Annotated in this window: 16 protein-coding genes; 14 read left to right on the forward strand and 2 right to left on the reverse strand. The window is 42.9% G+C overall.

Features of this window, described 5'->3' with window-relative positions; translation table 11 throughout:
• The 14 genes from rfbA (at window position 1) to rsgA (ending at window position 13,364) form a co-directional block, all read left to right on the forward strand.
• Window positions 1-873: a glucose-1-phosphate thymidylyltransferase RfbA gene (gene rfbA, locus J4N22_RS13405; RefSeq protein ID WP_207495355.1), complete on the forward strand. Its 873-nt coding sequence runs from the start codon at window positions 1-3 to the stop codon at window positions 871-873.
• A 140-nt stretch (window positions 874-1,013) separates the two neighbouring features.
• Window positions 1,014-1,892, forward strand: coding sequence for a MerR family transcriptional regulator (locus tag J4N22_RS13410; RefSeq protein ID WP_207495358.1), 879 nt, complete (start codon window positions 1,014-1,016; stop codon window positions 1,890-1,892).
• 149 nt (window positions 1,893-2,041) lie between these two features.
• Complete coding sequence (locus J4N22_RS13415) at window positions 2,042-2,542, forward strand: RNA polymerase sigma factor (protein WP_207495360.1); 501 nt, start codon at window positions 2,042-2,044, stop codon at window positions 2,540-2,542.
• Between the two features lie 21 nt (window positions 2,543-2,563).
• Window positions 2,564-4,054 (forward strand): phytoene desaturase family protein, encoded by a 1,491-nt coding sequence (locus J4N22_RS13420; protein WP_342450934.1) that lies wholly within the window; start codon window positions 2,564-2,566, stop codon window positions 4,052-4,054.
• A gap of 29 nt (window positions 4,055-4,083) precedes the next feature.
• Entirely contained in the window at window positions 4,084-4,920 is an 837-nt protein-coding gene (locus J4N22_RS13425; protein WP_207495361.1) for a phytoene/squalene synthase family protein, read from the forward strand.
• 21 nt (window positions 4,921-4,941) lie between these two features.
• Window positions 4,942-5,472: an isopentenyl-diphosphate Delta-isomerase gene (idi, locus tag J4N22_RS13430; protein WP_207495362.1), complete on the forward strand. Its 531-nt coding sequence runs from the start codon at window positions 4,942-4,944 to the stop codon at window positions 5,470-5,472.
• Window positions 5,473-5,487: 15 nt separating this feature from the next.
• On the forward strand, window positions 5,488-6,981 hold the full coding sequence (crtD, locus tag J4N22_RS13435; protein ID WP_207495363.1) for a 1-hydroxycarotenoid 3,4-desaturase CrtD: 1,494 nt from the start codon (window positions 5,488-5,490) through the stop codon (window positions 6,979-6,981).
• A 3-nt stretch (window positions 6,982-6,984) separates the two neighbouring features.
• Window positions 6,985-7,683, forward strand: coding sequence for a carotenoid biosynthesis protein (locus tag J4N22_RS13440; RefSeq protein WP_207495364.1), 699 nt, complete (start codon window positions 6,985-6,987; stop codon window positions 7,681-7,683).
• On the forward strand, window positions 7,680-8,174 hold the full coding sequence (locus J4N22_RS13445; protein WP_207495365.1) for a sterol desaturase family protein: 495 nt from the start codon (window positions 7,680-7,682) through the stop codon (window positions 8,172-8,174). Before J4N22_RS13440 ends, J4N22_RS13445 begins: the two co-directional genes overlap by 4 nt.
• Before the next feature lie 83 nt (window positions 8,175-8,257).
• Complete coding sequence (locus J4N22_RS13450; protein ID WP_207495366.1) at window positions 8,258-9,256, forward strand: AAA family ATPase; 999 nt, start codon at window positions 8,258-8,260, stop codon at window positions 9,254-9,256.
• A gap of 205 nt (window positions 9,257-9,461) precedes the next feature.
• A complete protein-coding gene (locus tag J4N22_RS13455; protein ID WP_207495368.1) occupies window positions 9,462-10,328 on the forward strand; it encodes a DUF58 domain-containing protein in 867 nt (288 codons plus the stop codon).
• Window positions 10,329-10,370: 42 nt separating this feature from the next.
• On the forward strand, window positions 10,371-11,252 hold the full coding sequence (locus J4N22_RS13460; protein ID WP_207495370.1) for a hypothetical protein: 882 nt from the start codon (window positions 10,371-10,373) through the stop codon (window positions 11,250-11,252).
• Window positions 11,252-12,259 (forward strand): vWA domain-containing protein, encoded by a 1,008-nt coding sequence (locus J4N22_RS13465; protein ID WP_207495372.1) that lies wholly within the window; start codon window positions 11,252-11,254, stop codon window positions 12,257-12,259. Before J4N22_RS13460 ends, J4N22_RS13465 begins: the two co-directional genes overlap by 1 nt.
• A 178-nt stretch (window positions 12,260-12,437) precedes the next feature.
• Window positions 12,438-13,364: a ribosome small subunit-dependent GTPase A gene (gene rsgA, locus J4N22_RS13470; protein WP_207495380.1), complete on the forward strand. Its 927-nt coding sequence runs from the start codon at window positions 12,438-12,440 to the stop codon at window positions 13,362-13,364.
• A gap of 7 nt (window positions 13,365-13,371) precedes the next feature.
• Here rsgA and J4N22_RS13475 read toward each other — a convergent pair whose 3' ends face one another.
• Together J4N22_RS13475 and J4N22_RS13480 are read right to left on the reverse strand one after the other, a co-directional pair.
• Window positions 13,372-13,662, reverse strand: coding sequence for a hypothetical protein (locus J4N22_RS13475; protein ID WP_207495382.1), 291 nt, complete (start codon window positions 13,660-13,662; stop codon window positions 13,372-13,374).
• 31 nt (window positions 13,663-13,693) lie between these two features.
• Entirely contained in the window at window positions 13,694-13,867 is a 174-nt protein-coding gene (locus J4N22_RS13480; protein WP_207495385.1) for a hypothetical protein, read from the reverse strand.
• Window positions 13,868-13,890: the final 23 nt, after the last annotated feature.

Raw genomic sequence — 13,890 nt, forward strand, 5'->3', positions numbered from 1 at the left:
ATGAAAGGAATTATCCTCGCCGGTGGATCCGGTACCCGTTTGTATCCCATTACCAAAGGCATAAGCAAGCAGCTGATGCCGGTATACGATAAGCCAATGATCTACTACCCGCTGAGCGTGCTCATGCTGGCAGGTATCAGGGAGATCTTAATCATCACTACTCCAGAAGACAGCGAACAGTTTCAGCGCCTGCTGGGCAATGGCAACGAATTCGGATGTCAACTGCAGTACGCGGTGCAGGCAGTTCCTAATGGTTTAGCACAAGCTTTTGTTATAGGCGAAGAGTTCGTAGGAAAAGAGAAAGTAGCTCTAATATTGGGGGATAACATCTTCTACGGAAGTGGTTTCAGTAAGCTTGTTCAATCGTTTAATGATGTAGAAGGCGCAGCTGTATTTGCTTACGAGGTAAGCGATCCTGAGCGTTATGGCGTGGTTGAATTTGATGAGCATTTTAACGCAATGAGCATTGAAGAAAAGCCGGTAAATCCAAAATCACATTATGCTGTTCCGGGATTGTACTTCTATGACAATTCAGTGGTTGAAATAGCAAAGAATATAAAACCATCACCACGCGGCGAGTACGAGATTACTGATGTAAACCGCCACTACCTGGAGCAAGGCAAACTAAAAGTAGGTGTGATGGACCGCGGTACAGCATGGCTGGATACCGGGACATTTGACTCTCTTAGCGATGCTTCAGAATTTGTTCGTGTAATAGAAAAGCGCCAGGGACAAAAGATTGGTTGTATAGAAGAGGTAGCATATCGCATGGGCTTCCTTTCCCATCCTGAGCTGATGCAACTTGCAGAAAAGTATATAAAGAGCGGCTATGGCCAGTACCTGAAGCGCATTCATAAGCTTCCGGGGCAATAGCACCAACTTTCATGATTGAACTTGATCTATTTAACAACCGGCAAATGCCGGTTTTTTTGTTTGTTGAACCATTTGGTTAATTTAATGTTTTAGTGGTAAGGCTTCTTTAAACCCGGTAACATTAAACACAGTTAGTAGTTATGAATGCTTTCACTATCAAAGACCTGGAAAACCTAAGCGGCGTAAAGGCGCATACCATCAGGATATGGGAACAACGTTACTCCTTCATTAAACCTCAGCGCACCGGCACCAACATCCGGTACTACAGCAATGAAGAGCTGAAAACGATCCTCAACATAGCATTGTTGAACCGCTATGGCTATAAGATCTCGCACATAGATAAGATGGATACGAGGGAGCTGGAAGAGCGGATACAAAACCTGGCAGCTGTACACGCAAAGCAGGAAAGTGTGCTTAATCAACTCATCAGCCATATGGTAGAAATGGAAATAGATGATTTTGATGATGTACTTTCTGGATACATAGCGGCACATGGCATAGACAAAACCATCATGGATGTCATTTTTCCGTTCTTAGAAAAAGTAGGAATACTGTGGCAGACAAACCATATTTACCCTGCACAAGAGCACTTGGTAACCAATGTAATACGGCAGAAGTTGGTGGTAGGAATTGAAAATGTTTCCAACAACTGGCGTAGCGATAAGCTGGTGCTTTTATACCTGCCGGAAAATGAATTTCACGAGCTTGGCCTGCTGTACGTGAACTACCTGCTAAAGAAAAGAGGTGTTCGCTCGTTGTACCTGGGAGCAAGTTTGCCGCTTAAAGATTTGGAGGTGGTAGTGAAAATGAAGAACCCGCTTTACCTCCACACGCATCTTACATCGGTGGCTCACAACTTCAACCTGGAGAAGTATATGAACCAACTCCACCAGCGTATTCCTGATGTTCCGGTTATCATCTCAGGTCCAGTTACGCATGATTATAAAAAGTCAGTTCCTGCTAATATCAGCTTCAAAAGCACATTGGCAGAAGTAATGGCTGGTATAGAAAATATTTAACAGCGGCACATCCAACTGTTGAACATTATCGTACATGAATAGGCGAAAGCTTCTTTTTGTTTATAGTAGAATATAATTCTTTTAAACAAAATGCTGTTTCTCGTGTTTTTTATGTTTAACTTTAATGTATAGAAACTAAAACAGTTGGTATGTCTACAGTAGAATTTAGCCAGATGTTACTTGCAAACGCAGACTCATTACGGCCCTTTGCCATCAATCTTACGCGTGATCATGAAACAGCGAATGACCTTTACCAGGAAACAATGTTCAGGGCGCTGGCTAACCGCGAAAAGTATAATGTAGGCACCAACCTGAAAGCCTGGTTGTACACAATCATGCGAAACATTTTTATTAATGACTATCGCAGGAAAGCCAGGCAGAACACAATTTTCGACAGCACACCCAATGATTACCTCCTGGATTATAACCAGTCAACAGCCTCAAATGCTGCTGTTTCTAACCTGCAGGTAAAAGAAATAAATGAAGCAGTACACAGCCTGCCTGATATATTCCGCAAGCCATTCCTGCTTTACTTCGATGGTTTTAAATACCATGAGATTGCCAACATGTTGCACGAGCCGCTGGGCACCATTAAAAGCAGGATACATTTTGCACGGAAGCTGCTAAAGGAGCAAGTGCAGCGATATTAGTCTTATCTTTCAAGTATACACGTGAAAAAAGTAGTCATCATAGGTAGTGGCTTTGCCGGCTTGTCTGCAGCCTGTTTTATGGCAAAGGCCGGTTGGCAGGTAGATGTGGTGGAGAAGCACTCGCTGCCTGGCGGACGAGCACGTAAAATGGAAGCTGCCGGTTTCACTTTCGATATGGGGCCCAGCTGGTACTGGATGCCTGATGTTTTTGAACGTTTTTTTAGCCAGTTTGGTAAATCTGTTTCTGACTACTACACGCTTACACGTTTAGATCCTTCATATAAAGTTTATTGGCCTGCGGAGGCTGTAGACATACCTGCGGATTACGCTGCACTCCAGCAACTATTTGAAAAGATAGAACCCGGAAGTTCAAATCAACTGGATAAATTTTTAGCCGAAGCTGCATACAAGTACAAAGTAGGTATGCAAAAACTGGTATACAAGCCAGGACTTTCTGCCGCTGAATTTATTGACTGGGAAGTGATGACCGGTGTGCTAAAACTGGATGTATTCAGCAATATGAAAAAGCATGTTGCTTCTTTTTTCAAAAGCCAGCAGCTGCGTGAATTAATGGAGTTTCCTGTTCTCTTTCTGGGGGCTTTACCCGAAAATACACCTGCATTGTACAGCCTGATGAACTATGCTGACATCAAGGGTGGAACCTGGTTTCCGAAGGGCGGCATGTACAGCGTGGTTGAAGGAATTCATTCACTGGCAGAAGAGCTGGGAGTTACTTTTCATTTTGATACAAACGTTACCAGTATAGTTGTGCGCAATGGACATGCAAAAGCAGTAGCAACTGATAAAGGCTTACTGGAAGCTGACATGGTGATAGGAGCGGCAGATTACCATCACATAGAAACACAATTACTGGATGAAGGTTTGCAATCCTATACCGACACCTATTGGCAAACAAGGGTCATGGCTCCTTCATGCTTGTTGTACTATGTAGGCATCAGCAAAAAATTGAAAAACGTGCAGCATCACTCCTTGTTTTTTGATGCGCCTTTCCAGCAGCATGCTAAGGAGATATACGAGACCAAACAGTGGCCGGGTGATCCTCTGTTTTATGTATCCGTCACCTCTGTTACCGATGCTTCATTAGCGCCGGCGGGTTGCGAAAACTTATTCTTTTTAATACCCATAGCTACAGGATTGGAGAATGATACCGAAGCGGTAAGAGAAGAATATTTTCAAAAAATTATTAGACGATTTGAAGAGCGCACCGGCGAAACAATATCTGATGCAATTGTTTTTAAAAGAAGCTATGCTACGAGCAATTTTATAAGCGACTATAATTCTTTTAAAGGCAATGCTTACGGCCTTGCGAACACATTGATGCAGACAGCTGTTTTAAAACCATCGTTGCGCAGCAAAAAGGTCAGCAACCTTTTTTATGCAGGGCAACTTACTGTACCTGGACCGGGAGTGCCACCAGCACTAATAAGTGGAGAGCTGGTAGCAAAGCAGGTAGTAAAGGAATGTGGGCAGCTGGAAGCTGTTTATAAATAGATTATCAAAGAAAAAAGTACCGCGTTTATATGATGCAATTGTTTTACGACGTAAGCCACCAGTGCAGTAAAATAACTACAGAGAGGTACAGTACTTCTTTTGCTTCGGCTATTAAATTACTACACAAAGACCTGCGAACGCCCATCTATAACATATACGGGTTTGTACGGTTTGCAGATGAGATTGTAGATACTTTTCATGCGCATGATAAAGAAGCATTGCTGCAGCAGTTCAAGAAGGAGACATACGATGCTATAACAAGGGGTATCAGCCTGAACCCTATCCTTCACAGCTTCCAGGAAACAGTGAACGAATACAAGATCCAGCACAACTTAATTGATGCTTTCTTTTACAGCATGGAGTTGGATCTGAATAAAAAGAAGTACGACAGAACCGAATACGATAGCTATATATATGGCAGTGCAGAAGTGGTGGGATTGATGTGCCTGTACATATTTTGCGAAGGCGACCAAAAGCATTTTGATGAATTGCAGCCGTATGCAAAAAAGCTGGGTGCTGCATTTCAGAAAGTAAACTTCCTGCGCGATCTGAAAGCAGATTGTGAAGACCTGAACAGGATGTATTTTCCTGGCTGCGATTTCAATAATTTTTCGGAAGAAGCCAAACAGCAAATAGAAGAAGATATACAAAACGATTTTGATGAAGCTTATAAAGGCATTTTACAATTACCTGTAAAAGCGCGCTTTGGAGTGTATGTAGCTTACAAGTATTACCTGTCTCTTTTCAGAAAAATAAAGCGCACACAAGCCCGCCGGATAAAGGATGAGCGAATAAGAATTCCTAACTACGGAAAAGTGGTAATAGTAGCCAAGGCAGGATTACGCAGCCAACTTAATATCCTGTAGCTTTCCCTTATTTTTGAACCCATGGAAGAAGTGATACTCGTGAACGGGAATGATGAGCCGATTGGTACTATGGAAAAAATGGAAGCCCATTTTAAAGCAGAACTACACCGCGCATTCAGTGTTTTTTTATTCAACGAACGTGGCGAAATGCTACTGCAACAGCGTGCTAAAGCTAAATACCATAGCGGTGGTTTGTGGACGAATGCCTGCTGTAGTCACCCACGTCCAGGCGAAACAACAGATAGTGCAGCACTGCGCCGCCTGCAGGAAGAAATGGGCATCAATACTTCCATTAAAAAGATATTCGACTTCACATACAAAGCATCCTTTGATAACGGTTTAACTGAGCATGAGTACGATCACGTTTATGCCGGAAATTTTACAGGTAAAATAGAACCTAACAAAGATGAAGTGCAGGATTTCTGCTTTAAGTCGATGGAAGAAATTGAGACCTCATTGCAGTCGCATCCGCATAAGTATACCGCGTGGTTCCATATCGCTTTCCCTAAAGTATTTGATTGGTGGCGCACCCAAAAGGACGCCCTTCTTTAACAGCTATAGCAGCCTATGTCACATCCTAAAGCAGTCATTATAGGTGCAGGTGTTGCAGGTTTAGCGGCTGCTACCAGGCTGTCCATTCAAGGTTTCCATGTTACGGTTTATGAAAAGAATAGCCATCCCGGTGGCAAGCTCCATGCTTTCGAAAAAGAAGGTTTTCATTTCGATGCCGGTCCGAGTTTGTTTACGCAGCCGGCCAATGTAGAAGAACTTTTTGCTGTAGCCAATGAGCCAATTGAGCAGTACCTGCAGTATGAAAAAGTGCCGGTAGCTTGCAAATATTTTTACCCTAATGGCACCATTGTAAATGCATATACAGATGCCGCTGCATTTGCTGAAGAGCTGCATACCAAACTTGGTGAAGAGCCTTCGCGAGTGCTGGATTACTTGCAGCAATCAGAAAATCTTTACAACAAGATTGGTGACATTTTTTTAAACACCAGCCTGCACAAGCGTAAGATGTTGCTGGCTGCTCCTATAGGTAAAGCACTGGCTGCTACACGACGCAAGCACATACTGCAGTCGCTTCACCAGTTGAATAAAGATCATTTTAAGCAACCCGCCACAGTTCAATTGTTCGACAGGTTTGCCACGTACAATGGAAGCAATCCATACAAGGCGCCTGGCATGCTCAGCCTGATACCGCACCTGGAGCAAAATGAAGGCACCTTCTATCCTAAGGGCGGCATGATAAGCATTACAAATGCACTGTATAAACTGGCGCTAAAGCAGGGAGTACAGTTTTATTTTGATTCACCTGTTGAGCGTATTATTTCGCACGAGCAACGGGTGCATGGCGTGGTAGTAAATGGGGAAAATATAAAAGCTGACCTGGTAGTAAGTAATGGCGATGCATATTTTACCTATAAGCACCTGCTGAAAGATGAATATGAAGCACGCAAAATACTGAAGCAGGAACGCAGTAGTAGCGCCATCATTTTTTACTGGGGCATGAATAAACAATTTCCGCAACTCCATTTGCACAATATATTTTTCAGTAAAGATTATGCAGAAGAGTTCACGCGATTGTTTAACCAAAAAACGCTCTCTGCTGATCCTACTGTTTATATCAACATCACTTCTAAAATGGAGGCGGCGCATGCACCTGCAGGAGGTGAAAATTGGTTTGTGATGGTGAATGCTCCTGCCAATGTAGGCCAGGATTGGCAAGCACTGAAGCAGTATGCAAAGCAGGCAATTCTATCTAAACTGTCAGCCATGTTAGGCGAAGACATAGAGCCATATATAGCTGTTGAAGAAACTTTAGATCCTGTAAAAATAGAGGCACAAACGCAGTCGTATATGGGCTCATTATATGGAACCAGCAGCAATTCAAAAATGGCTGCTTTTCTGCGTCATCCGAATTTTACGTCAAAGATCAAAGGCTTGTATTTTGCTGGTGGAAGTGTACATCCTGGTGGTGGTATCCCTTTATGTTTGAAAAGCGCTGCTATAGTAAGTAAGATTATTGAGGCCGATAAGAAGAAACTCCTGCATCACTAAAACATGTCATTCAACATCCCATCATTCAACAAGGCAGGAATAGCAACCTTCATTGCACTGCTTTTTCATGTAAGCGGATGCATAGGCATGTTTACTATTCACCGCGAATGGTTCATTGAAAACACCACCCTGAATTTGCTGCTCATGTTTGGTTTGATAATATGGACGCACGGCCAGCTGAACATGCGTTTTCTCCTTTTTATGGTTTTGTGCTTTGTGGTAGGAATGACAACCGAAATGATTGGTGTGCACACCGGCTTCCTGTTTGGCCAATATGCATATGGCACGGTGATGGGGCCAAAACTTTTAGATGTTCCTTACCTGATAGGCATCAATTGGTTCGTGGTGATGTATTGTTCGGGTATGGCTGTAACAAAGCTACATGAATGGATAGAGCAGAAATATGTAACTGCAGGAAGTATGTTATCTGATAATATCAAGAAGCTTTCCATCATCATAGATGGTGCGCTTTTAGCAACCTTGTTTGATTATGTGATGGAGCCGGTAGCAGTAAAGCTAGGCTTCTGGACCTGGCTGGGCGATGGCTCGATCCCGTTTTTAAACTACCTGTGTTGGTTTATTATCAGTACAGGTTTATTGTATGTTTTTACGAGGTCGGGCTTCCAAAGGCACAACCAATTCGCTGTACATTTGTTAATCATTCAGCTTTTGTTTTTTGGCACATTACGCACCTTTTTATGAACTGGATAGTATACATATTGATAACGCTTGGTACATTCTGCTTCATGGAATTTGTAGCATGGGCAACGCATAAATATGTAATGCATAAATGGCTGTGGTTTCTTCACGAAGACCATCATGTAAAAAGCCCGGGCTTCTTCGAAAAAAATGATGCATTCTTTCTCATCTTCGCAATTCCCAGTTGGTTATGTATTATGCTTGGCAGCATGAATGAAAAGTACTGGGTAGTGTCTATTGGTGCGGGCATCGCATTGTATGGACTTGCATATTTCATAGTGCACGACATCATCATTCACCAGCGGTTCAAGTTATTTACCCGTAGTAACAATAGATTTGTGAAGGCAGTACGGTGGGCGCACAAAATGCATCATAAGCATTTAGGAAAAGAAGACGGAGAAAGTTTTGGAATGCTTATTGTTGCACGCAAGTACTGGCAAAAGGTAAAAAACGATGAGCAAAGGGTTCGAGCATTCAAATCTTCTTCGCGGTAACTGTTTTTACTATTCTATTTATTTTTGTCGCAGGCCATGAGTGATCATGGCCTGAGTTTTATTTTCACTTTTAAAACCTTGAGATGCAAACTGCTGAAGATATAAGGCTATTAAATGAACGCATACAGCATGCTGCCATGTTTGTAGAACGCTTACGAGTAGAACTTTCAAAAGTAGTAGTAGGCCAGTTGTATATGGTAGACAGGTTGTTGATAGGCTTATTGAGCAATGGCCACGTACTATTGGAGGGTGTGCCTGGATTGGCAAAAACGCTTACTATTAAATCGTTGGCGCAGGCTGTACAGGCAAAGTTTAGCCGTATACAATTTACTCCCGATCTGTTGCCTGCCGATGTGGTAGGAACGATGATCTACAACCAGCAGAAGCATGAATTTGTGATACGTAAAGGTCCCATCTTCGCGCATTTCATTTTAGCGGATGAGATCAACCGTGCCCCGGCCAAAGTGCAAAGTGCACTACTGGAAGCCATGCAGGAAAAGCAGGTAACCATTGGTGATGAGACACATAAACTAGAGGAACCATTTCTTGTTTTGGCTACACAAAACCCACTGGAGCAGGAAGGAACTTATCCATTACCTGAAGCCCAGGTAGACCGTTTTATGCTAAAAGTAGTAGTGGGTTATCCTGGAAGGGAAGAAGAGCAAATGATCATTCGCAGGCAGGTGCAGGGAATGGAGGTGCCAAAGATAAACCAGGTGGTAAGCATACACGAGATCATACAGGCTCGCAACCTGGTACGTGAGATATACATGGATGAAAAAGTGGAGCAATACATTATTGATATAGTTTTTGCAACGCGTTATCCTGAGAAATATGGACTGGATAAACTAAAGCCATTATTGAGCTATGGTGGATCGCCAAGGGCAAGCATCAATTTAGCATTGGCAGCAAAAGCGCATGCTTTTATGAGCAAGCGCGGTTATATGATACCGGATGATGTAAAAGCAATTTGCAAAGATGTAATGCGCCACCGCATCGGCCTTACTTACGAAGCCGAAGCCGAAAACATAACATCAGAAAGAATAGTGGATGATATATTGAATGTGATACCGGTTCCTTAATTGAAGTTGATAGGTCCCTGGTTTCTTGTTTCTGGTTCAATAAGTTTTATCAACTCTATTGATGTTACAGCTTAGCTATGTAAGCAGCCACAACGAAAAATAGGAATAAGCAACCAGCAACCAGCAACCAGCAACCAGCAACCAGAAAACCAGAAACCAGGAACCAGAAACTTTAAACCTTAAACACCCAAACCACAAACACTTCATGACCACCCAAGAGATACTGAAAAAAGTGCGTGAGCTGGAGATAAAGAGCAAGCGGCTTACGAACCACCTGTTTACGGGTGAGTATCATACTGCATTTAAGGGTAGGGGTATGGCTTTTAAGGAAGTGCGGGATTATTCAGCAGGTGATGATCCAAGGTTTATCGATTGGAATGTTTCTGCACGAATGGGTCATACTTACAGTAAGGTGTTTGAAGAAGAACGTGAGCTGTCTGTTTATTTATTAGTTGATATCAGCGCCAGCAACTTGTTTGGAACATTCAGGCAGAGCAAGAAAGATTTGATTACGGAGATGTGTGCTGTGCTTGCTTTTTCTGCAATTACCAACAACGATAAAGTAGGCGTGATCTTATTTAGCGATCATGTAGAGAAATTCATACCTGCGAAAAAAGGACGCGATCATGTGCTGTATATGGTACGTGAGCTTATAGATTTTGATGCACGGTCATCTTATACCGACGTGGTGAAAGCCCTGCGGTTTTTAAACAATACAACGCGTCATAAAAGCATTGTATTTGTGCTAAGCGATTTTGCAGATGCCGGCTATAGCGATGTGCTTCGGGTAGCAGCTAAACGCCACGATGTAGTAGGTGTGCAGGTGTATGACAAGCGAGATGAAACTTTGCCGGCTATTGGCCTGGTGCAGGTAAAGGATGCAGAAACAGGAAAAGTTGTTTTGTTAGATACAAACGATGCTTTCACGCGGCAAAAGTATCATGAGCAATTTCAGCGTGTATTACAGGATGCAAAAGCAGCTTTCAGAACCGCCGGTGCAGACCTGTTGCAGATTTCTACAGGCGATGATTATGTAAAGCTTTTACAACAATTTTTTATCAGGAGAGCATAATTGAAACAACGGATCAAACATATTATTTGCCTGCAACTCTTATTGTCGTTAGTGTACATTACTGGTATAGCGCAGGCACCAATGGCTGGAGTAGATCGGAATAAGATCATCATGGGTGAGCAGGTAAAACTCATACTTGCAGTTGAGAATGCACGTTCGTTGAACGGCTGGTTCAGCATTCCTGATAGCATCAATCATATAGAGGTAGTAGAGCGGCAAAAGATCGATACCATCAATATTGGCAACATCGTCAACTATCGCCAGGTCATTACCATCACCTCGTTTGACAGTGGCCGCTGGGAACTGCCTCCACTTACTGTACCGGGTCTGAAAGGTGCTACACCACCCATTACGCTGGAAGTAATGCCAGTGGATGTAAGGCATATGCAAGACTACCATGATGTAAAGGAAATAGAGGAAGTACAGGTAGGGACACCATGGTACATCATTGCTGCACTTATTCTTCTTGCGCTGGTTTCGCTGGCGCTTATCTACTATTTCTACAAAAAGAAAAAGAACCAGGTAATCGTAAAGCCTGTATTGAAGGGAAATCAAACCCCATTGGATTGGGCCTTGCTTGAACTGGATAAACTTCAGCAACAGCAGCTCTACCTGCACAAACAAGTAAAACAGCACTATATAAAAGTTACTGATATCGCCCGTTCATATTTTCACCTGCAGCTGGCTCATCCATCGTTGCAAGAAACTACAGATGAGTGGATGGTGCGACTTCAACCTGTAGCTGCTGAACCATCATCTAAAACAGCATTCTTTCAACTACTGCGAATGGCCGAAACGGTGAAGTTTGCACGCTATATTCCGCCGGTAGAAGAGAATGAAAGAGCAGTGGAAATTACCAAACAATATATACAACAAGTGGCCGCTGCACAGGCGCATGCTGCTTATCAACCCAAAAAGAAGTGATGCTGTACGAGTGGTTTCAAAATATCACGTTTGCATGGCCGCAGGCATTAGGCCTGTTGCTGGTGTTGCCTATCCTGGCCTACTGGTATTGGAGAAACATTCAGCAGCGCCAGCCTTCTATGCTGGTTACCACTACCAATTTCATTTCTGAAATCCGCAGCTTCAAAACATGGTTCAGGCATTTTCCGTTTGTGCTGCGCTGTATTGCTCTGGCCTGTCTTATTGTAGCCGTTGCTCGCCCACAACATAAGTACACGGAACAACAAACGGAAGGAGAAGGTATCGACATCATTCTCTGCATTGACATAAGCGGGAGTATGAATGAAAAGGATTTTTTGCCTAACAGGTTGGAAGCTTCTAAAGAAGTTGCATTAAATTTTATAAACGAACGCGTAGGCGACAGGATGGGTGTTGTTATTTTCAGCAGGCAGAGCTTTACCTTGTGCCCGCTTACTACCGATAAGAATACTGTTCTTGCCCAGGTAAATAATATTCGCAGTGGTTATTTAGAGGAAGAAGGTACAGCAATAGGCTCCGGCCTTGCTACCAGCGTTGACAGGTTGAAAGATCAAAAGACAAAGAGCAAGATCATTATCTTATTAACCGATGGTGTTGACTACGGAGGTATGATACCTCCCGATATTGCCAAGGAGATGGCTAAGTTGTACGGCATAAAAGTTTATACAATTGGTGTTGGATCAGATAAGGAAGTAGACGAACAGGTGGATACTCCGCAAGGTCGCATGCAGAACAGGAAGAAACTTGAATTCAACGAAACGCTGCTACAGGATATAGCCCGCGAAACAGGAGGACAATATTTTCATGCAGTAGACAAAGAAGGATTGAAGAAGGTATACGCAAGTATCAACCAACTGGAGAAGACAAAGATCCAGGTGACAACTTACGACCGGTATACCGAACAGTTTTTTCCTTTTGTGCTTGCGGCAGTTGTTTTGTTGTTGCTGGAAATGATACTCAGGTATACGATGTTCAGGAGATTTCCATAAGTGAATGCAAAATGTAAAATGTAAAATGAAAAACTGATCAGACAACATCGGATTGGTAAATAGCAATCAAATAATAGTGACTAGTTCCAAATGATCAGCACCAGCAACAAGCAACCAGGAACCAGAAACCAGGAACAAGAAACCATAAACCAAAACCATCCCACACTCAAACCTTCTAATGAAAGCCATTATATACAAATCTACCGGTAGCTGGTACATAGCCAAGGATGAGCAGGGAAACGTATACAATGCACGTATCAAAGGAGTTTTAAAGATTGGCAACATTACATCAACCAATCCTATAGCTGTGGGTGATGAAGTAGAGATGGAGCTGGAAGATGAAAAGGAGAATACCGCCATCATTTCCAACATCAGCGACCGGAGAAACTATGTAGCACGAGTATCGCCACACAACAAAAACCAGCACCACATAATAGCTGCCAACCTCGACCAGAGTTTGTTATTTGCTACGCTTAAAGATCCAAAGACCTCGCAAGGTTTCATCGACCGCTTTCTCATTACTTGTGAAGCTTACCATGTACCTGCTACTATTGTTTTCAATAAAAGCGATGTATACCGCGCTAAGGAGTTGGACAAGTTTGCTGAACTGGAAGAGGTATACCAGTCGATAGGCTACAGGGTAGTGCTGACGAGTGTACTAAAAAACGAAGGGCTGGATGAACTGAAAGAAATACTGCAAGACAAGACCACGCTGCTAAGCGGCCACAGTGGCGTTGGTAAATCATCTCTTATCAATGCTATTTTTCCTGAATTGAAATTGCGTACAGCCAATGTAAGTGGATGGAGTGGTAAGGGTATGCATACTACCACATTTGCCGAAATGTTTGACCTGCCTACAGGCGGCAGTGTGATAGATACACCGGGTATAAGAGAACTGGGACTTGTAGGAATAGAGAAGCATGAACTGTCGCATTATTATCCTGAAATGCGCCGGCGGTTGAACGATTGCCAGTTCAACAATTGCATGCACATCAACGAGCCGGGATGCGGTATAAAAGATGCTGTATCCAACAATGAAATAGCGATAGACAGGTATGCCAGCTACCTCACCATTTTAGATACTATGAACGATAAAAAATACTGACAGAAGGTTAATACAGCCTTTGCTCCAGTAGCCGTGCAAGTTCATTCACCGCATCGTTATGCTTGCTGTCGTCTGAGCAAATGCTCACCCCATTGTAGATGTTGTAGTGTAGTGTAAGCAGGTGACCTTTGTATAAAAACATCCAGTCAACACTGTCGCTGTTATCAAACTTGTTACTGAAGTTTATGGCAAGTTCATCACTTAGCGTATTGGCAATGTTCAGGAACTTCTTCATTCCACAATTATCATCAATAACTGCTTCTAAACTGCCTTGCGCAGTAGTTAACAGGTAACTCATAGTATTGGATTTATGGCAAACAATCAGGCTTCTAAGCCCTGAATTTCTTAGCTTTTTTTGCGGCTTTTAAAGCCTTTGGGTCTCCACTCAATAATCGCTCTGCACCTACATTCTTTCCATTTGTAGGGCAACCTTTACCGGCAGCACATGAAACCAGGCCGCCAGCCATTCCAAGTATTGCCATCGCAACAACAATCTTTTTCATCTGTAAAATTTAGCTCTAAATGT

The sequence above is a fragment of the Aridibaculum aurantiacum genome, assembly GCF_017355875.1.
Lineage (GTDB): Bacteria > Bacteroidota > Bacteroidia > Chitinophagales > Chitinophagaceae > Segetibacter > Segetibacter aurantiacus.

Excerpts from the sequence above, each read along its gene's own strand:
- J4N22_RS13465 (WP_207495372.1), top strand. The coding sequence starts at position 11,252 with ATGCTGTACGAGTGGTTTCAAAATATCACGTTTGCATGGCCGCAGGCA.
- crtD (WP_207495363.1), top strand. The coding sequence starts at position 5,488 with ATGTCACATCCTAAAGCAGTCATTATAGGTGCAGGTGTTGCAGGTTTA.
- J4N22_RS13445 (WP_207495365.1), top strand. The coding sequence starts at position 7,680 with ATGAACTGGATAGTATACATATTGATAACGCTTGGTACATTCTGCTTC.
- J4N22_RS13425 (WP_207495361.1), top strand. The coding sequence starts at position 4,084 with ATGATGCAATTGTTTTACGACGTAAGCCACCAGTGCAGTAAAATAACT.
- rfbA (WP_207495355.1), top strand. The coding sequence starts at position 1 with ATGAAAGGAATTATCCTCGCCGGTGGATCCGGTACCCGTTTGTATCCC.
- J4N22_RS13480 (WP_207495385.1), bottom strand. The coding sequence starts at position 13,867 with ATGAAAAAGATTGTTGTTGCGATGGCAATACTTGGAATGGCTGGCGGC.
- J4N22_RS13440 (WP_207495364.1), top strand. The coding sequence starts at position 6,985 with ATGTCATTCAACATCCCATCATTCAACAAGGCAGGAATAGCAACCTTC.
- J4N22_RS13450 (WP_207495366.1), top strand. The coding sequence starts at position 8,258 with ATGCAAACTGCTGAAGATATAAGGCTATTAAATGAACGCATACAGCAT.
- rsgA (WP_207495380.1), top strand. The coding sequence starts at position 12,438 with ATGAAAGCCATTATATACAAATCTACCGGTAGCTGGTACATAGCCAAG.
- J4N22_RS13455 (WP_207495368.1), top strand. The coding sequence starts at position 9,462 with ATGACCACCCAAGAGATACTGAAAAAAGTGCGTGAGCTGGAGATAAAG.
- J4N22_RS13415 (WP_207495360.1), top strand. The coding sequence starts at position 2,042 with ATGTCTACAGTAGAATTTAGCCAGATGTTACTTGCAAACGCAGACTCA.
- J4N22_RS13475 (WP_207495382.1), bottom strand. The coding sequence starts at position 13,662 with ATGAGTTACCTGTTAACTACTGCGCAAGGCAGTTTAGAAGCAGTTATT.
- idi (WP_207495362.1), top strand. The coding sequence starts at position 4,942 with ATGGAAGAAGTGATACTCGTGAACGGGAATGATGAGCCGATTGGTACT.
- J4N22_RS13410 (WP_207495358.1), top strand. The coding sequence starts at position 1,014 with ATGAATGCTTTCACTATCAAAGACCTGGAAAACCTAAGCGGCGTAAAG.